The 21,751-nt window shown below is 45.2% G+C and carries 20 protein-coding genes and 1 tRNA gene; 7 read left to right on the forward strand and 14 right to left on the reverse strand.

All coding sequences use genetic code 11. The annotated features are described in order from the left end of the window. Positions 1-193: 193 nt before the first annotated feature. From F3I09_RS28830 to F3I09_RS28840, 3 genes are all read right to left on the reverse strand, one after another. Positions 194-577, reverse strand: a complete 384-nt coding sequence (locus F3I09_RS28830) for a DUF5995 family protein (RefSeq protein ID WP_149698519.1) — start codon at positions 575-577, stop codon at positions 194-196. 69 nt (positions 578-646) lie between these two features. Further along, the gene (locus F3I09_RS28835) at positions 647-1,423 is read right to left on the reverse strand and encodes a glycoside hydrolase family 16 protein (protein WP_149698520.1); all 777 of its coding nucleotides are present in this window, start codon (positions 1,421-1,423) and stop codon (positions 647-649) included. A 362-nt stretch (positions 1,424-1,785) separates the two neighbouring features. Next, positions 1,786-2,349: a Crp/Fnr family transcriptional regulator gene (locus F3I09_RS28840; RefSeq protein WP_149698521.1), complete on the reverse strand. Its 564-nt coding sequence runs from the start codon at positions 2,347-2,349 to the stop codon at positions 1,786-1,788. A 128-nt stretch (positions 2,350-2,477) separates the two neighbouring features. On the opposite strand from F3I09_RS28840, the gene F3I09_RS28845 reads away from it, so the two are divergent. Both F3I09_RS28845 and F3I09_RS28850 read left to right on the forward strand, forming a co-directional pair. Next, complete coding sequence (locus F3I09_RS28845; protein ID WP_149698522.1) at positions 2,478-3,254, forward strand: type 1 glutamine amidotransferase domain-containing protein; 777 nt, start codon at positions 2,478-2,480, stop codon at positions 3,252-3,254. A 181-nt stretch (positions 3,255-3,435) separates the two neighbouring features. Further along, positions 3,436-5,031 (forward strand): RICIN domain-containing protein, encoded by a 1,596-nt coding sequence (locus F3I09_RS28850; RefSeq protein ID WP_223233425.1) that lies wholly within the window; start codon positions 3,436-3,438, stop codon positions 5,029-5,031. A gap of 16 nt (positions 5,032-5,047) precedes the next feature. Here the strand turns inward: F3I09_RS28850 and F3I09_RS28855 are convergent, their stop codons facing one another. From F3I09_RS28855 to F3I09_RS28885, 7 genes are all read right to left on the reverse strand, one after another. Continuing rightward, complete coding sequence (locus F3I09_RS28855; RefSeq protein ID WP_149698524.1) at positions 5,048-5,557, reverse strand: hypothetical protein; 510 nt, start codon at positions 5,555-5,557, stop codon at positions 5,048-5,050. A 70-nt stretch (positions 5,558-5,627) separates the two neighbouring features. Further along, positions 5,628-6,773, reverse strand: coding sequence for a papain-like cysteine protease family protein (locus tag F3I09_RS28860; RefSeq protein WP_149698525.1), 1,146 nt, complete (start codon positions 6,771-6,773; stop codon positions 5,628-5,630). Positions 6,774-7,104: 331 nt separating this feature from the next. After that, entirely contained in the window at positions 7,105-7,695 is a 591-nt protein-coding gene (locus tag F3I09_RS28865; protein WP_149698526.1) for a hypothetical protein, read from the reverse strand. 601 nt (positions 7,696-8,296) lie between these two features. Next, positions 8,297-8,371, reverse strand: coding sequence for a helix-turn-helix domain-containing protein (locus F3I09_RS34845; protein ID WP_149698561.1), 75 nt, complete (start codon positions 8,369-8,371; stop codon positions 8,297-8,299). Between the two features lie 214 nt (positions 8,372-8,585). Next, the gene (locus F3I09_RS28875; RefSeq protein WP_149698527.1) at positions 8,586-9,755 is read right to left on the reverse strand and encodes an ATP-binding protein; all 1,170 of its coding nucleotides are present in this window, start codon (positions 9,753-9,755) and stop codon (positions 8,586-8,588) included. 120 nt (positions 9,756-9,875) lie between these two features. Beyond that, a complete protein-coding gene (locus F3I09_RS28880; protein WP_149698528.1) occupies positions 9,876-10,421 on the reverse strand; it encodes a hypothetical protein in 546 nt (181 codons plus the stop codon). 105 nt (positions 10,422-10,526) lie between these two features. Then, a tRNA-Glu gene (locus F3I09_RS28885) sits at positions 10,527-10,601 on the reverse strand. Positions 10,602-10,768: 167 nt separating this feature from the next. Here F3I09_RS28885 and gap point away from each other — a divergent pair. The 4 genes from gap to F3I09_RS28905 all read left to right on the forward strand — a co-directional run bounded on the left by gap (position 10,769) and on the right by F3I09_RS28905 (position 17,611). Continuing rightward, positions 10,769-11,785 (forward strand): type I glyceraldehyde-3-phosphate dehydrogenase, encoded by a 1,017-nt coding sequence (gene gap / locus F3I09_RS28890; RefSeq protein ID WP_149698529.1) that lies wholly within the window; start codon positions 10,769-10,771, stop codon positions 11,783-11,785. A gap of 114 nt (positions 11,786-11,899) precedes the next feature. Then, the gene (gene pgk / locus F3I09_RS28895; protein WP_149698530.1) at positions 11,900-13,096 is read left to right on the forward strand and encodes a phosphoglycerate kinase; all 1,197 of its coding nucleotides are present in this window, start codon (positions 11,900-11,902) and stop codon (positions 13,094-13,096) included. An 84-nt stretch (positions 13,097-13,180) separates the two neighbouring features. Beyond that, the gene (dctA, locus tag F3I09_RS28900) at positions 13,181-14,443 is read left to right on the forward strand and encodes a C4-dicarboxylate transporter DctA (RefSeq protein ID WP_149698531.1); all 1,263 of its coding nucleotides are present in this window, start codon (positions 13,181-13,183) and stop codon (positions 14,441-14,443) included. Positions 14,444-14,455: 12 nt separating this feature from the next. Beyond that, positions 14,456-17,611, forward strand: coding sequence for a two-component regulator propeller domain-containing protein (locus tag F3I09_RS28905; RefSeq protein ID WP_149698532.1), 3,156 nt, complete (start codon positions 14,456-14,458; stop codon positions 17,609-17,611). A 61-nt stretch (positions 17,612-17,672) separates the two neighbouring features. Here the strand turns inward: F3I09_RS28905 and F3I09_RS28910 are convergent, their stop codons facing one another. Genes F3I09_RS28910 through F3I09_RS28920 form a run of 3 tightly spaced genes read right to left on the reverse strand, consistent with a single transcriptional unit; the run spans position 17,673 to position 19,566 of the window. Beyond that, the gene (locus tag F3I09_RS28910; RefSeq protein ID WP_149698533.1) at positions 17,673-18,470 is read right to left on the reverse strand and encodes a YgcG family protein; all 798 of its coding nucleotides are present in this window, start codon (positions 18,468-18,470) and stop codon (positions 17,673-17,675) included. A 37-nt stretch (positions 18,471-18,507) separates the two neighbouring features. Beyond that, positions 18,508-18,963 carry a TPM domain-containing protein gene (locus F3I09_RS28915; RefSeq protein WP_149698534.1) on the reverse strand — a complete coding sequence of 152 codons (456 nt, stop codon included), beginning with the start codon at positions 18,961-18,963 and terminating at the stop codon, positions 18,508-18,510. 12 nt (positions 18,964-18,975) lie between these two features. After that, on the reverse strand, positions 18,976-19,566 hold the full coding sequence (locus F3I09_RS28920) for a LemA family protein (RefSeq protein ID WP_149698535.1): 591 nt from the start codon (positions 19,564-19,566) through the stop codon (positions 18,976-18,978). 426 nt (positions 19,567-19,992) lie between these two features. Between F3I09_RS28920 and F3I09_RS28925 the strand changes: the two genes are divergently transcribed. After that, complete coding sequence (locus F3I09_RS28925; RefSeq protein ID WP_149698536.1) at positions 19,993-20,457, forward strand: response regulator; 465 nt, start codon at positions 19,993-19,995, stop codon at positions 20,455-20,457. A gap of 12 nt (positions 20,458-20,469) precedes the next feature. On the opposite strand, the gene F3I09_RS28930 is transcribed toward F3I09_RS28925, so the two are convergent. Further along, positions 20,470-21,705, reverse strand: a complete 1,236-nt coding sequence (locus F3I09_RS28930) for a FecR family protein (RefSeq protein ID WP_149698537.1) — start codon at positions 21,703-21,705, stop codon at positions 20,470-20,472. Between the last annotated feature and the right edge of the window lie 46 nt (positions 21,706-21,751).

Below are 21,751 nucleotides of genomic sequence, written 5' to 3' on the forward strand. Positions count from 1 at the left end.
TTCGGGCAAGATTGTTTGCGGGAAATGTCATGATAATGAATGTACTGTGCTCTGACCGTACGACAGCCGTGCTTTCTGCCTCGTAGAGTCCGGCGCCCCGACGGCTTATGCCGGTTGCAGTTGAGGTGATATACGTATGTAAGCCTTTTTTGACTTGTATAGCGTTGCAACAATCTTCCGTGGATTTTTCCATTCAAATAGGTGAATGACCCATACAGTGAACCCTGAGGAGGTGCTGCAGTACCAGTACGGATACCTTCTTTGTACCTTCAAAAGCAGTAAGCCAGGAGCCGCTGGGGCGCTCGTGTTTGTATTGTGTGACGGCTTCCAGGTAGCGTTTGGCAAAGACGACGTCCGGCTTTTCCATACAGGAACCGTTTTCAAATTCATTATTGAGGATGCCTTCTTTTACCCTGACGGTGACTTTGTGGTAGAGGGCTGCGAAGTAGCCAATCCTGTTGCCGGTATCTATAACGGAGTTGATAATTTCTTCCGGTTGCTGAATGACTTCATTGATCGTGTCGGCGGCCATATAAGCATTTTGGGATAGTAGGCCGTAAATGTAAAATATTTTCATAAGAAAAGGGTTAACCGGAAGGTAGAAACCTTCCTGGCGTAACCCTCTCCATTACAAGACTTACAACACTTACGCAGCGGTAAATGTGAATGAGTGTATAATGATTTCAACTTCCTGCAGGTTAGACGGTGCATTACCGTTAAACAGCCAGAGGTTCATGTGTACTGGTAAAGATAATGTGCTCACATTGAAGCCTGCCGGGGTTGTCCATGGGAAGAAGGAATTAGCTTCATCCAGGCCGTGACCATGGTAGCCTTTGTAAGACACTGAAGTGCTGTTGCGAACGAATTTATAAGAAGTATAAGTGCCGTTCAATGCCAGCTCATTGGTCTGTGATACACTGCCGGAACCGGAAGCAGGGTATACAGTATAATTGAAGTTAGGCCATGCATTGTTTCCCCAGCGGGCAAACTCGATGTCTACTTCATGGTGGCCGTCATCACCGGCTTTATAATTGAACAGGCCCAATACGATGTTTTTGTCCAATTTATCTACAGCACCTTCTACTTTCCAAATATAAGAACCGTATCCGAAAGTTTGCAGGGAAGTTACTTCAGCGCATAACCATCTGCCGGTAGCGGCATCTTTCCTGATCTTCAGATGCAGGTGACCTTCGCTGTCTACCCATACATTGCTGGAACTCCAGTAGTTAGGGCCGGGACCGGAAGAACCCTGATCTCTTACTTCCCATGTATAACCGCTGAAACTGATGGTTGTGGCAGCCGCTTTACGGGCGCCGCCATCCGTGGCGATAGTTGTCGAAGGGGTATCTGTTTTTGTTGCAGTTTCTTTGCTGCAGCTGGTAAAAATGGCTAGTGCCGCAATGATGATTGTGAGTTTTTGCATAAATAATGGTTTACTTGAAGGATCAAAAATTTTGGCTAGCCAGTATAATGACAACTGAGGAGAGGGGGGACTTTGATGGGAAAGAGATATTTTTTTTGGAAAAAAATAAAGGGGCTCATTTACAATGGGTTAGAAATGAGAGACCAGGAATGTACCCTTCAGGAATAGATTGCATGATAAGTTCGTGCTGATGCCTGATAGCTACGCTCCTGATTTTTAGTTTCTGAAGGTTGAACCAGTTATCAGTCTCTTTATGGAATTTACCGGGTAAAACATCCTGGAGGGTAGTGTACCGCCAATGCAGGTGCTGTTTTTACAGCTGTTATTGAGGATACATCCGGAGATGAGTATTCTCCGGAATATTAAACATGCAACCTGCTTAACGTCTCTCTTGAAACACCTAAATATGCAGCTATCATAGCTTTAGGTACACGCTGGAAGAGGGAGGGGTATTGTTCCAATAATTGCTGGTACCTGGATTGAGCGTCATTCTTCATTAATGCCATCACTCTTTTCTGCATGCTGACAAATCCTGAGGTGATCTTTAATCTGCAGAAACGTTCGAACTGATGTATCTCATCGCATAATCGCTGCCTGTCGGCGTATGATATATATAGCAGTTCTACATCTTCCAGGCACTGAATGATAAAGGATGATTTTCCGCCGGTATGCAGTGCCATATAATCAGACACCCACCAGTTCTCCATAGAAAACTGCAGAATGTGTTCTTTCCCGCTGTCGTCAATTGTGAATGTTTTCAGTAGTCCTTTTAAAACAAAATATTCATGGTTGACAATATCTCCGGGTTGAAGGAGGATAGAGTGTTTTTTAAATTTCTTGAGATGGTAACAGGGGGCTATACGCTCATATTCTGCATCGGTCAGTTTGACTAATTCCTCAAAGTGTTTTCTAAGCGCTGGATGCATACAGATCTCTTAAATGCTTCAAACTTAATGAAAAATATGGTGTGATCTACATCACATCAAATGTGTGAGCCAGGTCCTTGGGCTGAGGGCCTGTATGAGCCTAGCTTTGTGAAACAAAAAACAAATATATGAAAACGAAGATCAAATATGTGACGGCATTGATGGCTTTGATAGCATTGGCTTTTTCCGGCATGACAGTAAGCGCCCAGACCAAAAAAGCAAAGAAGGTGCTGATCGTAGTAACCTCTTTCGAAACAGTGAGCGCAGATATTAAAACAGGACTTTGGATGGAGGAATTTGCTGCTCCTTATTATTATCTGGTAGAACACGGCGTACAGGTGACAATAGCATCTCCCAAAGGTGGAAAAACACCTATAGATCCTGCAAGCATCAATGAACAATTCATTACACCTGCTTCCAAAAGACTCCTGAGCGATCCTGAAGGCAAGGGTAAACTTGACAATACTATTAAACTGAGTACTGTAAAAGCTAAGGATTACGACGCGGTGTTTTATCCGGGAGGCCATGGTCCACTCTGGGATATGCCTGATAATACTGCATCTATTGCATTGATCCAGTCATTTGTGGAACAGCAGAAACCAACTGCATTTGTGTGCCATTCCGCTGCAGCATTGAAAAATGTAAAGACCAAAAACGGGGAATATCTGCTGAAGGGTAAAACTGTAACCGGATATTCCAACGATGAAGAAATAGCAGGACAAACATCTAACAAGGCTCCTTTCTCGCTGGAGGATATGCTGAAGGGACGAGGTGCGGATTATAAGAAAGCTTCTGAAAAATGGACTTCTTTTGCAGTCCAGGACGGTTTGCTGATAACAGGTGAAAATCCGGCTTCATCTGAGGCTACAGCTGAAAAATTGGTGGCTGCTCTTAATGCTAAGTAACCATTTTTACCGTGTTCCGGAATGTCTGCAGGTCAGTAGATGAGAATGCCAGTAACCTGGCATGTATTGCAGAAAGGGTGGAACATAGATTAGATCGTGTGTGGACAAAAGGCTATCAGAAATGATGGCTTTTGTTTTATATATTGGTATATAATTGACCCTGCTCAAAATGCCACGTATCATGAAAACACTCATTGTATTGCTATCCATTTTGTTTTGTAACCTGCATCTGGCAATGGCAAAAATGCAGATGCTTCCGGATTATGTTACTGTTACGCTCAGAAATGTAAAGAGCAATAAGTACATGGAGGTAAGTGGAAATCCTTTTCAGAACGAAAAATACAAAGACAGTATTGCCTTGCAGCAATGGGAGCTCTCGACCTCACGCGGTGAAATGGACCGCTGGCAGAAATGGCATGTGATCTATTATGCTACTGCTAATGGTGTTAGGTATTACTATATCCGGAACCTACACAGTGGTAAACTGATCGATGCAAATGGGACCATTGTGCAGCAGATTGCGGCGCTTCCGCAACCAGGTGACGGGCAGCTATGGAAATTAGAGGATAAGGGCAACGGACAATACAGGATATATAATAAAGGAAGTGGATTGGCGCTATCGCTTGAAGGAGGTGCGACAGGCAACGGCGTGAAAGTGATCCTCGATAGAATAGCGAATGATGGCAGACAGTCCTGGATGCTCAACGTGATTCCTGACGATACTTATCGTGATGATGCGGTAGTGCGTTTCTTTAACCGGAATAATACTACACAAGGTTCAGCTGCCTTTGATCAGGGGAATAGTATTCCTCTCACCTGGAGTGCTAATAATGGAAAAGTGCTTTGGGTAACGCAGGATGCGTGGGATGGGGTTCAGTTGCAGTCTAACAAAATGTTCAAATGCGGTGATTTTCACCGGTATAGTAATTCAGTGTTGATTCAGCCGGCAAAAACGAATTGGGATCCTGAACATGCGCCAAATATGACGATCAATAATAGTACTTCCGGCAAGCCCAGACAGGTTTTCAACATACAATCAGGCACTTCATGGAGTTGGGCTGGCCCTGGTATTGAGCTTGGCGACAAAGTGTATGTGCATTGCGGGGAAGGGCAGGGCCTGGATATTACCGGTCAGTCGCTTTATCGCCTGACGCAAAGCACAGGTACTGAATGGAGGGCAGAGCGTGCACTGCCCAACGGACTGGATAGCCAGAAGGTCATCACTTATTCCTGTGGTATGGTTAAACCTGGAGATGGATATGTGTATGTTTTTGGCAAGGAGGGCGTAAGTTTCAATTATGCCAGTTATGTGCATGTAGCCAGGTTCCGGGAGGCTAACCCATTGCAATGGGAATATTACAATGGCAGTGCGTGGACCAGTAGTCCGAGCCCCGGTAATGCTGCTAAGATTGCGGATGGGAGAGGAACTGTGAGTATTGCCTATCTGAATGGGAAATATATCCTGATGACTATGGATCAGGGTTTTGATTGTGATACCGCCAGGAATATTTACATCGCCACAGCTAGTTCCCCCATAGGGCCGTTTTCTGGGCAAACGCTGGTTTATACAATAAAGGAATATTTTAAAGGACAATATGCACGGTACTATACACCTGTTGTTCATCCCGTATTTGACAATGGCAGGAATGAGCTGCTGCTGACTTACTGTCTGAACTTTTCAGCGTGTAGGCTGGAGTCCTGTGATGGGGAATACCTGGATCCGTATTACTACCGGGTGAAGGGGATAAGGGTGCCATATTCAAAGATTGGTCTTTAACGCCGTCTCCTGATCTTTACCGACGCCGGGCGGAGCTTGGTTTTGCAGCAATGAAATAGCAAATGGCTAAATAGACCGCTGCATAAACAAGGATGTATAGATCTGAAGTACTGTGGTAATAAGGCCAGCTGGAAGGCAGTGTATCCCTGGAATAACTTGTAAAAAAGTGGTATATGGCTTCTTTAAAAATGAAAAAGCAATAAATCACAACCAGTATCAATGTAAAGAGAACAGATCGTCGCAGTTTACGGGAAAGTGTTAACAGGCAGGCTGCCAGCTGGAAAATAATGATTTGCAGAAAACTGGCGCTACGGTATTTGTCTGCATCCATTTGCCAGGCTTTGCGAACGTCAATGACCAGGAATACGAGCATTAGAAAACCAGCAAGTGCGACAATGATATTTGCCGTGGATAAATACCCGGGCCTCATTTTTCTTAAATGTCTATTGAAGATAGACATCACGAGGAAGCATACGGTAGAGATGCTATAGGCTAGGATCAGGGTTGGCAGGATAGGGATAAGCATACTCTAAAAATAAGCAAAGGGCGTGATAAAATATAATCGCCAGCCCGTTTCAGGCTGGCGATTTACCACATTAGGCGCCCATAAGGTCGTCTTGTTTTTCTGTGACAGCTTTCTGTCTGAATACCAACTCTTTGAAATTGCCTTCATTGAGTACGTTATCTTCCTGGCCAAAATGGCGGAGCAGGTAGTAGCGGTCATTTTCTTTATTCTCTGTACGCAACCAAAGTGCTTCCAGGTTCAGCGCAGGGAATTTCAGCACTCTCATTTCTCCTTCTATCTCTTTTTCCCGTAAGCTGGATTTTATTTTTTCCATGCCATTCTCGATACGATTGAGGTAATCGTCGTCAGTACTTACCTGTAATACCTGCGGATCGTCTTCTGTGGTAGCAAGGTCATAGAGTGCTACAGGTTTCTTCTGATCCAGTTCTATCACGCGCAGGGAACTAGGTCTTTCAGGAATCGTAATATCCTTATCGATGTCTTTTAGTCCGATGACATATGCGTGATGTGCAAAGCTCAGTTCCAGCTCGGCAGCGCTCTTGTCAGCCTTTAGATTAGGACGCTGTAAGCGAATCAGCGGACGAACTTCAGGGATTGGCTTGAGTAATTCCGGTTTGAATACGAGGTCTTTGATCCACATAAAGTAAAAATGTTTTTTTGTGATGTAGCTATGTGTCCAGGAACCGCTGCCCTGATAGTTGGTGGAAAACTGGCTAACGGTGAGTACGCTCTTGCCATAGATGGGGTCGTCAATATGGAAATACTTTGTGTTAAATATTTTTGACACACCGTAGATAGCCATAAAATGTCCGCCACCGCCAGACCAGCCTATGCGGGTACCTACCACGAGGCCGGCATCGATTTGCTCTTTAACAGCTTCCCAGGTCATCGTACCACTTCTTAGTTCAACAAAGTTCTTGGTGCGGGTAAGTGCCTTGTCAAGGTACCAGGGTACATTACAAGGGCCGGGAACGGGTGATGTACAGCAGGTCTGTCCGAGTTCTGAAGATGCGATTTTACATTGTGTCCAGGGATTTAGCAGTGCTGAATAGAAAAAGGACACACTTTTGGAAGTCGCCGCCCAGCACCAGTTGGACTGTGTCTGCGCTTCCATGTTAAAGTTAAGCACTGTACTTGAGTAAAATCGATTCCAGATGATCAATTCGTCTATGAAAGGTTTTTGAATAACCTGCTCCTGAAGATTTGTGAAATTCATGATGTATAATGTTTGGGGTTGAAAAATCAGCAGCTCGTTGTGGAATTGTAAGAGCAAAATTACCTGCTTCAATAATTTTTGAAAAGCGTAGAAATACCTGATTTATGCCAGGCAGAACGTTATGATCCTCATTGTGCTGGCAGAGTTATCAGACCAGCAAATGATGAATGCCTGACTCCGCAGCAAAACATAGAGGTACGAGCCGGAAGGTACTGGCTGAAAATGAAAACGGGAGTAACACAGATGTATTGTTCCCATTTCCTTAGTATAATATAGTGCAGTTGCCGTGCGGATTTGAATAGCCTGTTCAGGTCTGTTGTGTGAACAATTTTTACAGATTCCGTATAGGTGGTGGCGGACCATCAGCTTTCGCCTTAATAACATCTGCAGATTTAACGTTGTTTTCGCGCTTCAATCGTTTAATAACAGCAATATATTTTTTAAGTGCTGTTGGATCTGAAGTCATGATGATTTCCTGGATCTTTGGAGATACTCTTTCCTTTTCAGCATTGCTGCCTTCAAAGACCACCTTAAAGGCTGCTACTGGTTTGATATCGTTCTCTTTTTTTTCTTCAACATAAACATATTCAAACCAGATATGTCCGTCCTCATTGGGTTTTGTATTCATGTGGATAACCGAAGCACCTTCACTCCAATAATTTTTTGGAAAGGCCCGGCTGAATGGAATAGCAGCCTTGTCCAGACTGTCTAAATTGATGTTGCTGCTTGGGCTGAACTTGAGATAAGATGCTTTTTTAAACGATAATTTTCCTTTTGCACAAAACTCTGCGTCTTGTATCTGAAGACGGAACATCATTGTTCTATCCTCACCATTGCCGTTTTCTATTTGATAGATCATTGATTGAGAAAAAACCTGCACTGCTGCAAGTTGTAAAAGCATAAACCAGAAGAGTTTTTTCATGTTAGTTAGGGAATTGATATGTGAAGATAATAATATATCTGAATGTGTGACATGTGCTGCCCAGCCGACTCTGCTGATCTGAAAATTGCCGGTGACACCACTGCTGTAACAAACAGATGGTCGGGTTAAGGTAAGGTCACATACAACCAGGCAGATATTATCCTTGTAAATAAGGACACCAATGTCAGGAGTGGTGGTATTGTCAAACAGGGAACCGGAGGTCTGGAACGTGTTGATGGGAAACACAAGGAAACAAATAAGTGAACAAAAAAGAAAGGACAGCAAAAGCGCTTATTGATCATGCTCCTGTGGGGCAATAATGGATCTTAAAAAAGGAATCAGGGTGAACTCTTTAAAAACGCCGACCCAGGAAATGCCGGAGGAAGCAAAAGGAGAAAAGGTGGAAATGCCTGACAATCCGTTCTATTCACTATTGTGGGGAGCGCGAAATGATAAAAAGTAGATGTATGGAACAGATGTAGGAGGCCTGTAAAATAAAGAAGGGTCGCTCAATGAGCAACCCCTTTTTTATTTCCGTTGGTACAACGGGGCGGACAAGTGTCGAACTTTTGGGTGGGGATTTTAAGACTATATGTATTATCTACTCCCGATATTCCAGAATATCACCTGGCTGACAATCCAGCACTTTGCAAATTGAACCAAGCTGAAATTTCAATACAAGACATTATACGATTGGGGATGGAAATGAAAATGATTTCAGCAATATAAAAGGGTAGCCATCTATAGGTTTCGAACCGAATAACTAGCTGTAAACCAATAAAAAAAAGCCCATCTGTAAGATGAGCTTTTTTTATTCTAAATGTTAAAATTATTAACATTTCGTTAAGTACAGGGAAGGGGACAGATGTCGAACTATTGGATGGAAGATTTCACGAATTTTTCAATTCATTCATCATATCTACTAGAGGTATTACAGTCACATCGTGAGCTGCAGGATAACGTTCCTTCCCAGGATAAACAATGAATTTATCAGTAACTTGAATGTCTTCACATCCTAAATGAAAACCTTTTGATAGTGTTGGTGCCAGCGAACGTTTGATTTCAATCGCGTACCTTTTATTTGAGCCTAACTCAATTACAAGATCTATTTCAGCTCCTGCAGATGTACGATAAAACCAGGTGGATGCCCCTATTGGGATGCACGATAAAATATTTTCAATAATAAATCCTTCCCAGCTAGCGCCTACAATGGGATGCCCTAAAAGGTCGTCAATGGATGTTATATTTAATAAGGCATGTGTTAGTCCGCTATCGCGTATATATATCTTCGGCGCTTTTACCAGCCGTTTGCCAAGGTTTCCTGACCACGGTCTTAATGTACGGACCAGTAGCAGATCCTCCAGTAATTCAATATAACGTTTTGCAGTAGGGGGTGCTACACCAAGGTTTGCTCCGATTTGAGCTGTATTTAGTTGCCCTCCCTGACTGTGAGCTAGCATAGTCCAGAGTAACCTTAAAGTAGTAGCCGGGATTCGTGGCCCAAATTGAGGTACATCTCTTTCAAGGTATGTAGCTATAAAATTCACTCGCCATCGTATACTAGCCTGATCATTTCTGGCAAGAAAACTGTCAGGGAAACCACCCCGAAGCCATAGCTGATCCTGGGCTGAGCGATCTATTTCGGAAATAAGTATACCTGATAGCTCTTTGTATGCAATGCGGCCCGCAAGTGATTCAGATGATTGCTTCAAAAGATCAAGGGATGCAGAGCCCAAAATCAGGAATTGCCCATTTTTATGGCCTTGTCTGCGATGTTTGTCTATAACTCCTCGTAAAATTTGAAATAATTCAGGAACGCGTTGAATTTCGTCAAGAATTATAAGCTTCCCTTTATGTAATTCAAAGTAAGCTTCAGGTTCATTCAGCTTTGCTCTATCAGAAGGGCTTTCCAGGTCCAGGTAAATTGGCGCTGTTGATATTGAAGAGCCTATGGCTTCAGCTAATGTAGTTTTACCTACCTGTCTTGGACCCAAAACGGCAACCGCCGGGAATTCCTCTAATAATTGAATCGTTTCATATTGTGCTATACGTGGTATCATCCTTGCAAATGTAATATTAAGTGTTCGATTTGCAAGGATGATTTTTCTGATTTTTATCGTAAGTAATTGATAATGTTTGTATTAATTTGATTGCATTAATATGTTTATATATTGGCTGTTTTAAATCGATTCATTAGATTTTTGCGCTTTAACACGATACGAGTGCTTTAGTATAGTTGTTGTAAAATCGATTCCGGCCTGATATGCAGGAAATGCAATAGACGGAGCAATGTTAGTAAGGAAGTCATATCTAAAGTATACATATACACCAAATGCTATTGAAAAAATCCATTTGATTGTACTATGTTCTGTTTGAGAATGGCTGGAACTTTTTACCAAATTGCCTATAGGGTCAAGAACAATATAGACAGGTAAAATACAGGTAAATGCAACACAAATGATAAATGGCAGCATCCAAAGTATTCTATTATTGCCTTTTAAGCAGATGATCACTCCTTTTAGGAAATAGACGATGAAGTATAATATAAAACTAACAAGAATAACAAGTCCTAATCCCATGAGGCTAGAGGTTTCTTCCTTCATAAATGAAAATACAATATAGAATGAAGTGAAAATAAGCGGGCAATAAACAAGGGCTTTAAATAGCCATATAGCTATCCTCGCAAAAATGTTTAGGTTTCTGTCAAACATTTGCTGGTCATTCATAAGACATGGAGTTTGGGTAAAACAATATGGTTAACTATTTCTAATATAGAAAAATTTGGGGAGGCATAAAAATAAAAAAGGAACATCATTCGATGTTCCTTTCTTTGGTACCGCGTACGGGAGTCGAACCCGTCATTCCTCCGTGAAAGGGAGGCGTCTTAGCCGATTGACCAACGCGGCTAATCCCCTCTTTGACATGATCTCCATGTTTAGAGGACTGCAAAGGTAATCTCAATTTTGATATTTTCAAAAAAAACTTGCTTAACTTAAATTTATATTGCTTTATCCCGCTATAGCTTGTAAATTCGCTACTCAATTTTTTTCAATCTCAACAAACTCAGTGTAAAATGGGAACTACTCTAAAAATCGGTATTAATGGTTTTGGTCGTATTGGCCGCTTAGTATACCGTCAGATCTACAAGATGCCAGGTATAGACGTGGTAGCTATTAATGACCTTACAAGTCCCGCTGTATTAGCTCACCTGTTGAAGTACGATTCTGCTCAGGGTCGTTTCGATTCAGAAGTTAAACATTCTGAAAACGCCATCACAGTTGACGGAAATGAAGTAAAAATATACGCACAGAGAGATCCTTCACAAATTCCCTGGAAAGAGCATGGTATTGATGTGGTGATTGAATCTACAGGTTTCTTTGCAGACAAAGATAAAGCAGCCGCTCACCTGACTGCTGGTGCTAAAAGAGTGGTAATCTCTGCTCCTGCTACCGGCGATCTGAAAACAGTAGTTTTCAATGTGAACCACGATATTCTGGATGGTAGCGAAACCATCATTTCCTGCGCTTCATGTACTACTAACTGTCTGGCTCCAATGGCTAAAGTACTGGATGATGCTTATGGTATCGAACTGGGTACTATGACCACTATCCACGCTTACACCAACGACCAGAATACACTGGACGCTCCTCACCCGAAAGGTGACCTGCGCCGTGCCCGTGCTGCTGCCGCTAATATCGTTCCTAACAGCACCGGTGCTGCTAAAGCAATCGGTCTGGTACTGCCTGGCCTGAAAGGTAAACTGGACGGTAGTGCACAGCGTGTTCCAACTATCACCGGCTCTCTGACTGAACTGGTAACCATTCTGAAGAAGAAAGTGTCTGTTGATGAAATCAACGCCGCTATGAAAGCTGCTTCCAGCGAGTCTTTCGGTTATACTGAAGACGAAATCGTGAGCAGCGATATCATTGGTATCACTTACGGTTCCCTGTTTGATGCTACACAGACCAAGATCGTTGCTGTGGGCGACAAACAACTGGTTAAAACTGTATCCTGGTACGATAACGAAATGAGCTATGTATCTCAGCTGGTACGTACAGTTAAGTACTTCGCCGGTCTGATCAGCAAATAAGCTTATTGCTATATTGTAAGTGGTGAATGGTAAATGGTGATTATACACACCATTCACTGTTCACCACTTACATTTTATTCTCAGATTACTTCTGCATCTTTAAAATAATTGCAAATGAGTCAATTCTCCGACTTCAATTTCAACGGCCATAAGGCAGTGGTACGTGTTGATTTTAACGTGCCGCTCAATGATAAATACGAGATCACTGACGATACCCGTATGACGGCTGCCGTGCCAACTATCAGGAAAATCCTGAAAGATGGCGGTAGCGTGATCCTGATGTCTCACCTGGGGCGTCCGAAAGATGGTCCTACCGAGAAGTATTCCCTGAAACACCTGGTTTACCACCTGGTAAAACTGCTGGATGGCGTTACAGTGAAATTTGCTGAAGACTGTATCGGTCCTGTGGCAGAATCCGCAGCCGCTAGCCTGCAGGCCGGAGAAGTGCTCCTGCTGGAAAACCTGCGTTTCTATAAAGAAGAAGAAAAAGGTGATAAAGCCTTTGCAGAAAAATTGTCCAAACTCGGCGACGTATACGTGAACGACGCTTTCGGTACCGCTCACCGCGCACACGCTTCCACAGCTGTTATTGCTGAATTCTATCCTGCAAACAGACGTATGTTCGGTCTGCTGATGGAAGCAGAAGTAGGTAACGCTGAGAAAGTGCTGAACGGCGCTGGTAAACCTTTCACCGCTATCCTGGGTGGTGCTAAAGTGAGCGACAAGATCCTGATCATTGAAAACCTGATGGAAAAAGCCAACAACATCATCATCGGTGGCGGTATGGCTTATACCTTCCTGAAGGCGCAGGGTAAAGAGATCGGTAACTCCCTCTGCGAAAATGATAAGCTGGAACTGGCGCTGGAACTGCTGGCTAAGGCAAAAACGAAAGGTGTACAGCTGATCCTGCCTGTGGATTCAGTTGCTGCTGATAAATTTGCTGCCGATGCCAACACCCAGATCGTAAGCAACGACAACATCCCTGCCGGATGGATGGGACTGGACATAGGTGAGAAATCTGTGGCACTGTTCAGCGAAACAATCCAACAGTCAAAAACTATCCTGTGGAATGGTCCTATGGGGGTTTTTGAAATGAAAGCTTTCCAGAATGGTACCAAAGCCGTAGCTGATGCTATCGTGGCTGCTACCGCACAGGGTGCATTCTCCCTGGTAGGTGGTGGTGACTCCGTAGCTGCGGTGAACCAGTTTGGCCTGGCTGAAAAAGTAAGTTACGTATCTACCGGTGGCGGTGCTATGCTGGAATTCTTTGAAGGTAAAACCCTTCCTGGTATTGCCGCTATCAAAGGATAATCGTAAATATCATTATATTATAAAACGCTTGACGATGTATGTAAATAGCATGCAGCGTTAAGCGTTTTTTTGTATCTTGACTGTATGAGCAAACTTTTCAGGCATTTGTACTTCCAGGTAGTCGTTGCAATTATCCTTGGCATACTCGCCGGCGCCCTATTCCCTTCCATCGCTGCTACAGGTAAGTTAATGAGTGAAGTCTTCATTAACCTCATCAAAATGCTGATCGCACCTATCATCTTCCTGACCATCGTGCTGGGTATTGCCCGCATGGGAGACATGAAGAAAGTGGGTCGCGTAGGAGGGAAAGCCATACTATACTTTGAGATCATTACCACCCTGGCCATCGCCATAGGATTGATAGTGGCCAACGGGCTGAAGCCTGGCGTGGGAAGGGCGTTTGAGAATATAAACACTGCCGCTGTGGCGAAATACCAGGAACAGGCCCAGGAGTTTAAGTGGTCGGAGTTTCTCATGCATATCGTTCCTTCCAATGTGGTGGATTCTTTTGCAAAAGGAGATATCCTGCAGGTACTGATCTTTGCCGTATTGTTTGGTTACGGCGTTACCAAAATGAATGGCGTCGGTAATTCGCTGCTGGCTACTTTCGAGAAATTATCCGAAGTGTTTTTCAACATCCTCAAATTTATCATGCGACTGGCCCCGCTGGGCGCCTTTGGTGGAATGGCTTATACGGTAGGCAGCTTCGGACTGGCTTCTTTATACCCCATGCTGAAGCTGATGGGCTGCGTTTATCTTACCATGTTGTTGTTCATAGGCGTAGTGCTGGCGGGCATTGCGCGTATTTATCGTTTCAGTTTGTGGCATTATCTTAAATTTATCCGCAATGAAATACTGATCGTATTGGGTACTTCCTCTTCTGAATCCGCACTGCCAGGTTTGATGGCGCGGCTGGAAGAACTGGGATGCGCCCGCCAGGTAGTAGGCCTGGTGGTACCGGCCGGCTATTCTTTCAACCTCGATGGCACAAGTATTTACCTTTCTATGGCGGTGATATTCCTGGCTCAGGTCTATGGTGTAAATTTGGACATCTGGCAGGAGTTGACCATCATCGGCATATTGATGATAACCTCAAAAGGAGCTGCCGGTATTACTGGCAGCGGATTTATTGTACTGGCATCTACTCTTACAGCTATTAAGGTAATCCCCATCGAAGGATTGGGCATTCTGATCGGTGTAGACCGCTTTATGTCCGAAGCGCGAGCTATTACTAATCTTATCGGGAACGGCGTAGCCACCATCGTGATGGCTAAAAGTGAAAATGCTTTTGATGAAGGTAAATACCAGGCTGCTGTCGGTATTGCCAGGGGACAAAAAACAATTTAATGCTTTCACGACTTGAAGAAACTGCATTTATCGAAATACTTATCTGTCTCAGTCCTGCTGCTATGGCTGATGGCATTGTACTGTTCGGATATGCAGGCACAAGGCACCGCTTATACTTTCTCACACCTCGACCGTAAAGATGGCCTGGCCAGCAATCACGTTTCCGCCATCCTGCAGGACAGCAAAGGTTTTATATGGATCGCGAGTACCGCACTACAGCGTTATGATGGTATTAACCTGGTGACCATCGCCAGTTTTGATAAGGTACCCGGATCTATCTATTATGATGATATCTGCCTGTGTGAAGACAACAAAGGGCGGATCTGGATGGGCGCTCCGGATAATATCCGGTATTATGACCCCGCTGCATCAGCGGTATCTGTACTGAAGATCGATATCCCTCCCTCTTTACACGGCAGTCTGCATTGCAGCCGTATCATACAGGACCATGCCGGTGTGATCTGGGCCACTACGCAGGAAGGGCTGTTGCAGTATGATGAGGCGCACCGCCACTTCATCAAACCCGCCAATATCCCCGAGGCCATACGGGAAGACCTGTACAGCACGATCATTGAAGACGCAAAAGGTAACTTGTGGATCAGCGGACGTAATGGCATCTATATGTTCGATCCTCCCCGAAAGCACCTCTATTATCATGCAAATAATCCCCATCGTAACCCCTTGCTCGCTATCAGAAGCAGCATCAAAAGATTTTATATAGACCGCCAGCAACGCATCTGGGTGGCCGCCAGGGGAGGAGATACACTTTATCAATATTGTCCTGATACCCGCGAGCTGAAGGCCTTTTCTTTTTCATTGCCTGCAGGCGATGGGAATATGGTGACGGATATAGTGGCAGACAAGGGGATGAATATCTGGGTATCCACCGAAATCGGAGGTATTTACAGGTTTAATGAAAGCACCGGTAAATTCACCACAAACATCCGCGCCAATAACGAAGACGATCAGAGCCTGCACTATGATTTTGAGGTGAATTGTTTCCTGAACGACCGAAACGGTCGCCTGTGGGTAGGAACGGATCTGGGTATTAACATCTTAAATATGCCGGACAATTCTTTTCGGATCATGGACCACCGCACCCAGTTCAAGGGCGCTCCTGAACGTTTACCCAGGGCGGAAGTGACCGGACTATTCCAGGACAGCAGGGGGAATGTATATGCCGGATACTGGGGAAAAGGCTTTAGCTGGTTAAATCCCTCGCTGGAACTGAAGGGTCAATTCCTGCATAATGCCAGGAGCCCCGCTTACCAATTGCCGGAAGAGCGGAGTCTTGTCTGGAGTTTTGCTGAAATGCAGGATGGAAAAGTACTGATAGGACAGGAGAATGGCCATCTCTCCGTATTTGATCCGGAGAAAGGCATGTTTGTAAGTCACTATCACTCCCCGACGTTTGGAGAGCAGACCCTAATGACGATGCTGCCGGAAAAAGATACTGCCGTCTGGATAGGATTGTATAAGAGAGGATTGGTCAGATGGGACACCCGTACGAATGAATTTATGCCTTACCCCGGGCTGCTGGAGTATGTAAGACGGCCTATAACTGTAATGGATATAGCCCGGCAGCATGATTCACTGTTGTGGATGGCTACCAGCGACGCGGGTCTGATCAGGTTTAATATTAAAACAGGGAAGGTAAGCAGTTCCACGCTTTTCCTGCAGGATAAACTAACGGTCAGCAATATCACCTGTATTGAATTCCTGGACGATAGTACGCTGATAGCGGGAACAGATCACGGTCTCTGGATCTATAATACCATCAACGCAAAGGGAAGACCCTTAATGATCAATGGCGCTCTTTTCGATGAATGGGTGCTGAACCTGCAGGTGATTGGCAGGATAGGTGTCTGGTTCACTACCCAGTATGGTTTTTACCGCTTCAACCGGCAGCAGGGAACCATTGAAACATTCGTACAGTCGGGAGATATCATAGATAATAACAGGAAGGTGCGCCGTTCCGTGAGCCAGTTACGGGATGGCCGGCTGATGGTCGGTGCTTCGGATCATTTTGTAATATTTGACCCGGGGGCGCTGGAGGTGGCGCCACCTCCGCCGGATGTGACTATCCTCAGTTTCCGGGCCATGGACAGTGTGATAAATATAGGAGCGGAACGTGGCCGGTATTCGCCGTTAACCTTGTCGCACCGGCAGAACTTTATCAGTATTGAATTCAAAAGCCTGCAGTATCATCATGAATCGGTCGGGTACCTGTATCAGATGGAAGGGGTTGACGAAGAATGGGTAAAAGCAGAAGGATTGCTGGTGGCAAGATATACCAATTTGCCGCCTGGCAGTTACCGGTTCAAGGTGCGTAGCGTGAATGCCGCCGGAACATTTTCAACCGGTATTACCACCCTTACGATCAATATATTACCCGCTTTCTGGCAAACGGCCTGGTTCCGGATACTATGCACACTGCTGATCATAGTGCTGATCTACATCTATTTTAAACTCCGGGTGAACGCTATTAAGAAGGAAGCCCGCCGGCGGACGGTCATCCAGCAGCAGATAGCACAGCTGGAAATGAAAGCGCTGCGTGCGCAGATGAATCCTCACTTTATCTTTAATGCCCTGAACTCTATCCAGACCTTCATGATGAAGCGGGAAACGGAGCAGGCATTGTCTTATCTGAGCCGTTTTGCAAGACTGATCAGGAATGTACTGGACAATTCACAGCTAAACAGCATTCCTATATCGAAGGAGCTGAAGATGCTGGAAAACTACCTGGAACTGGAGAAGTTGCGGTTTGGAGATCAGTTCAGTTATACTATTACGGTAGATGATGGGCTGGATCCCGATTTTACAGATATTCCCACCATGATCTTACAACCCTTTGTGGAGAATGCCATCTGGCATGGGTTGCTACATAAAAAAGGAGATGGCCGCCTGTCTATCACTTTCTATCAGCGGGAGGGGAGCCTGTTGTGTGTGATAGAAGACAATGGCATTGGCAGGGAGAAAGCCGCTGCACAGCGGCAGCAGGGAAATGAACATCATTCCCGCGGACTACAGATCACAAGAGACAGGCTGGCGCTGTATAACAGGCGCTTTAACCTGGATGCCACATTTGATATAGAAGACCGGTACGACGAAGCCGGGCAACCCTGTGGTACGCGGGTGAGTGTCTGGTTCCCGCTGACAGAGGTATAAAAGAAAGAGGCTGTCGCACTTACAACGGACAGCCTCTTTCTTTATAAGGTATTTAATGTTGTTACCAATTTCCACTGGCGCCACCTCCACCTCCGGAGCCACCGCCAAAGCCACCGAAGCCTCCGCTATCACCACCGCCCCAGCCACCGCCGGAACTTCCACCTCCACCGAAACCGCCAAAGCCTCCCAGGCCGCCAAGGCCTCCTATAGGGCCTATCCAGCCGCCGGAACCTCTTCTGCTGATGGTAGTGCCGCCACCACCACCGCGGTTTCTCATGATAAGGATAATGATGATAATAACAAAGATGATCATGAACAGCGCATTGCTGCCTTTCCCTTTGCCTCCGCGGCTGCCGGGACTTGCTTTGTATTCTCCTGCAGCAGCTGCAATGATCTTGTCTGTTGCTTCGTCAAAGCCCTGGTAGTAGTGCTGCTGACGGAAATTAGGTTTGAGCGCTTCGTCTATGATACGGTTGGCGATAGCGTCAGGCACTACGCCTTCCATGCCATAGCCGGTCTCGATACGTACCTTCCTGTCCTGTATGACAGCCAGTATCAGGATACCATTGTCCTTGCCTTTGGTACCGATACCCCAATCACGCAGGATCTTTAAACCCACTTCACTGCTTTCGTAGTCGCCGATGGTGTTCATCGTTACGATCGCGATCTGTGTAGAGGTACTATCATAATAGGCGCGGAGCTTATGCTCCAGCGTTTCTGCTTCGTCGCCCAACAATACGCCTGCCAGGTCATTTACCAGCCGTGGAGGATTAGGACGGGGCGGAATATCCTGCCCCTGTACATGCCATCCGGTGAACAACAGTATAACCAGCCATAACCAGCATATTTTCCTCATCATATAAAATTTTTCAGTGCGGAGGATTATCACCCGCCGCTTATCTTCCAATCACTATGTCGTCGGGTAATTCATTGTCATCGTCCCCTTCAAAAGGAAAATACTTGCAAAGCGATTCTCCTATTTCCCTGATACAGGCTTCAATACCGCCAACGTAGTCATTCTTTTGGAAATGGCTGACCAGTAGTTCTCCTTCTTTTACCCAGAAGTCGCCGCCTACTTTCTCGTGAATGCCCCGGTCTCCCAGGATGGCAAACTGGCGGTCTTTCATAGCGATGTACACAATCACACCGTTACTGCGTTTGGTCTTGTCCATGCCCAGCTGCAGGAATATTTCCTGTGCACGGTCCATGGGGCTGACGTACTTGCAACGGCTTTCCACATACAGCCTGATTTCTCCGCTGGTAAGCCTTTCGGAATCACGTATAGCCTGCACCAGTTGTTGTTTTTCAGCTTCTGTCAGGAGTTCCTTTTTTTTGAATGGGAATATGCTCATACAGGATTGTGTTTAGAATTGCACTTTAGGAGCATTCTCTGCACCTGCCTGTGCCTCGAAATAAGGTCTCTGCCGGAAGCCGCCGAAGCCTGCCACGATATTGTTCGGGAAAGTACGGATGGTGCTGTTATATACTCTTGCAGTTTCATTGAAGTCTTTGCGGGCAACAGCGATACGGTTTTCTGTACCTTCTATCTGTGCCTGCAGGTCACGGAAGTTCTGGTTAGCCTGCAGGGTAGGATAGTTTTCGGTTACCATCAGTAATCTTCCCAGCGCGGTGCTGAGTTGACCCTGCGCCTGCTGGAACTGCTGCATTTTTTCAGGAGTAAGATCTTCCGGATTCACGTTGATGGATGTAGCCTTGGCACGTGCTTCTACCACCCGGGTCAGTGTCTCCTGCTCAAAGTTGGCAGCACCTTTTACAGTTGCAACAAGATTCGGGATAAGGTCTGATCTGCGCTGATACTGGCTCTGCACGGTACCCCAGGATGTTTTTACAGATTCATCCAGTCCCACGATACTGTTATATTTAGAAACACCACAACCGCCGAGTATTACGATTACGGCTATGATAATTAAGATAACAAGCGTGTTTTTTTTCATGTCAATAAGGATTTAAGTTTAATCTATGGTTTGCAGTTTAAAATACAACAGTACTATATCACTTTGGTTTATCGTAACTTAGAATGCAATTTGGGGGCATCCGGTCAGACCTCCATGAAATAAACTGGATAGCAAGAGCAAACATAGTTGCTTTTTTTTAATCTTCAAGGGCGTAGTGGGAAACGATAAAACGGCGTTATTTCACTTTCACAGAAAAGATATCGTCATTGTCAAAAAAAACGGCAGCGGTGTGTGCGTTTCTCTATAATTTTACTAATATTTCACGGTAGCAAGGTACGGAACAGCTTGTATCTAAAGAAGTTATCCATGATGGGTCCAATATAAGCGCTTGTTTTTCAGTGTCTATCCTTCTTTCATTCGTTTGTAACGCGTTTTTTTAATTATTTGAAATCCAAGGCAGCGTCAATGAGTGCACAACACATCCATATCCTGTATGTTGATGATGAGATACACAATTTAAATGCTTTTAAGGCATCCTTCCGTAGGCTCTACACAGTGTTTACGGCTACTTCGGCAGAGGAGGCGGAAGAGGTGCTGGCCAAGCAGGAAATACAAATCATCATTTCTGATCAGCGGATGCCCAAAATGACGGGAATAGAATTCTTCGAATCCATTCTCGATAAATATCCGGAACCGATCCGGATGTTGTTAACCGGTTATGCTGATATCAATGCTGTAATAGATGCCATCAATAAAGGGCAGGTATACAAATACTTCTCTAAGCCCTGGAACGATGATGAGCTGAAGCAGAATATAGATAAGGCATACGAAGTTTACTCTCTCCGGAAAGAGAATAAAGAGCTAACAGCCAAGTTGCTGGATGTGAACGAGAAACTTGAATTCCTGCTACGGCAGAAACTGATTTCCTGATTTGTTCTCCGCCTATTGTTTCTGGACGGTAAAGTGAATGGTGCCGTCATAGATCTTGCAGTCAAGACCTCTTTCCCGGCAGATTGCGTTCAGAAAGTCAGCAACGGGTTTATCCTTATCAAGATCACCGGAAATAAGCAGGTCGGCCATACCAGGTGCTGCAAATGATACCTTCAGGCCAAACCAGCGTTTCATGACCGGAATTATATCTTCCAGCGGTTTATTTTGAAAGCGGAAGATCCCGTCTCTCCAGCCCAGGGTAACATTCTCGTCAAAACGTTTTACCTTAAAACGTTCGCCCGGCTTGTAAATGGCCTCATAACCCGGTTTCAGGGTTACATCCAGACTATCACCTACATCTGTTACCACACTGCCCGTGACAAGGGAGGTTGTGATGATGTTATGATCGTAAGAATTTACGTTAAACTCCGTGCCCAGCGCGATTACGGAAGTGGTACCCGTATGCACAATAAAAGGGTGCTTTGGATCATGCGCTACGGTGAAGAATGCCTCTCCTTCCAGGTAAACCTCCCGGGTCCTGCCAGGGAATATGAACGGGAACCGTAGGGAGGAACTGGCATTCAGGTGTACTTCCGTTCCGTCGGATAGTTCTATCCTGTAATCGGTTCTGGGCGGCACCGTTAGTGTGTTCCACTCAATGGTACTGCTCTGGTAGATGCTGTCGTGCGTGATCTGTTTGCCCACCAGATGTATGCCTGCGGCGGCGGCCGCGGTATCTTCATCGGTTACTGCTGGCATATTACCGGCAATAAGTACAGGGTTAGCTGTAACGCAAACGGTGGTGTCAGCCGGTAATACCTGGGCAGCCGGTGCTGTTTTCTTTACTACCGGTGGCGCCTGATGATATACCATGGAGGCATACGCCGGCGCTTCGGTCGGCGCCTGGAAGTAGCCCTGTTGGTAGGCCAGCCAGCTGCCTGTACATGCAACACCCGTAATAAAGGCTGCTGCAACAGCGCTATGCCGTTTTGCAAACAAAAAGATTCTCGTGTGTAAGGGTTTAGGGGCCAGGATAGCTGCTACTTTACACCAGTCATGTTCTATCCGCAGATCGTCGAGAAAAGCATTGTCAGTATATAGCTTAGCTTCTTCCTGTTCATAATAACATTTACGAACCTGTTCATCGGTGTGTATGACATTTTGCAGCAACGTATCTTCCACTTCACTTAATTCGCCCAGTTGCTTACGCAGGAGTAATGTGTATATATACTCTTGGTCGTATTTCATCTTGTGCTGAGAGGATTATTGAGGGTGATATATAGTTGTGTTCTGA

This window comes from Chitinophaga sp. CF418, assembly GCF_900142925.1.
Lineage (GTDB): Bacteria > Bacteroidota > Bacteroidia > Chitinophagales > Chitinophagaceae > Chitinophaga.

Coding starts and splice junctions, on each gene's coding strand:
- F3I09_RS28835 (WP_149698520.1), bottom strand. CDS start 1,423: ATGCAAAAACTCACAATCATCATTGCGGCACTAGCCATTTTTACCAGC.
- pgk (WP_149698530.1), top strand. CDS start 11,900: ATGAGTCAATTCTCCGACTTCAATTTCAACGGCCATAAGGCAGTGGTA.
- F3I09_RS28865 (WP_149698526.1), bottom strand. CDS start 7,695: ATGAAAAAACTCTTCTGGTTTATGCTTTTACAACTTGCAGCAGTGCAG.
- F3I09_RS28875 (WP_149698527.1), bottom strand. CDS start 9,755: ATGATACCACGTATAGCACAATATGAAACGATTCAATTATTAGAGGAA.
- dctA (WP_149698531.1), top strand. CDS start 13,181: ATGAGCAAACTTTTCAGGCATTTGTACTTCCAGGTAGTCGTTGCAATT.
- F3I09_RS28855 (WP_149698524.1), bottom strand. CDS start 5,557: ATGCTTATCCCTATCCTGCCAACCCTGATCCTAGCCTATAGCATCTCT.
- F3I09_RS28840 (WP_149698521.1), bottom strand. CDS start 2,349: ATGCATCCAGCGCTTAGAAAACACTTTGAGGAATTAGTCAAACTGACC.
- F3I09_RS28850 (WP_223233425.1), top strand. CDS start 3,436: ATGAAAACACTCATTGTATTGCTATCCATTTTGTTTTGTAACCTGCAT.
- F3I09_RS28910 (WP_149698533.1), bottom strand. CDS start 18,470: ATGATGAGGAAAATATGCTGGTTATGGCTGGTTATACTGTTGTTCACC.
- F3I09_RS28915 (WP_149698534.1), bottom strand. CDS start 18,963: ATGAGCATATTCCCATTCAAAAAAAAGGAACTCCTGACAGAAGCTGAA.
- F3I09_RS28920 (WP_149698535.1), bottom strand. CDS start 19,566: ATGAAAAAAAACACGCTTGTTATCTTAATTATCATAGCCGTAATCGTA.
- F3I09_RS28830 (WP_149698519.1), bottom strand. CDS start 577: ATGAAAATATTTTACATTTACGGCCTACTATCCCAAAATGCTTATATG.
- F3I09_RS28860 (WP_149698525.1), bottom strand. CDS start 6,773: ATGAATTTCACAAATCTTCAGGAGCAGGTTATTCAAAAACCTTTCATA.
- gap (WP_149698529.1), top strand. CDS start 10,769: ATGGGAACTACTCTAAAAATCGGTATTAATGGTTTTGGTCGTATTGGC.
- F3I09_RS28845 (WP_149698522.1), top strand. CDS start 2,478: ATGAAAACGAAGATCAAATATGTGACGGCATTGATGGCTTTGATAGCA.
- F3I09_RS28880 (WP_149698528.1), bottom strand. CDS start 10,421: ATGAATGACCAGCAAATGTTTGACAGAAACCTAAACATTTTTGCGAGG.
- F3I09_RS28930 (WP_149698537.1), bottom strand. CDS start 21,705: ATGAAATACGACCAAGAGTATATATACACATTACTCCTGCGTAAGCAA.
- F3I09_RS28925 (WP_149698536.1), top strand. CDS start 19,993: ATGAGTGCACAACACATCCATATCCTGTATGTTGATGATGAGATACAC.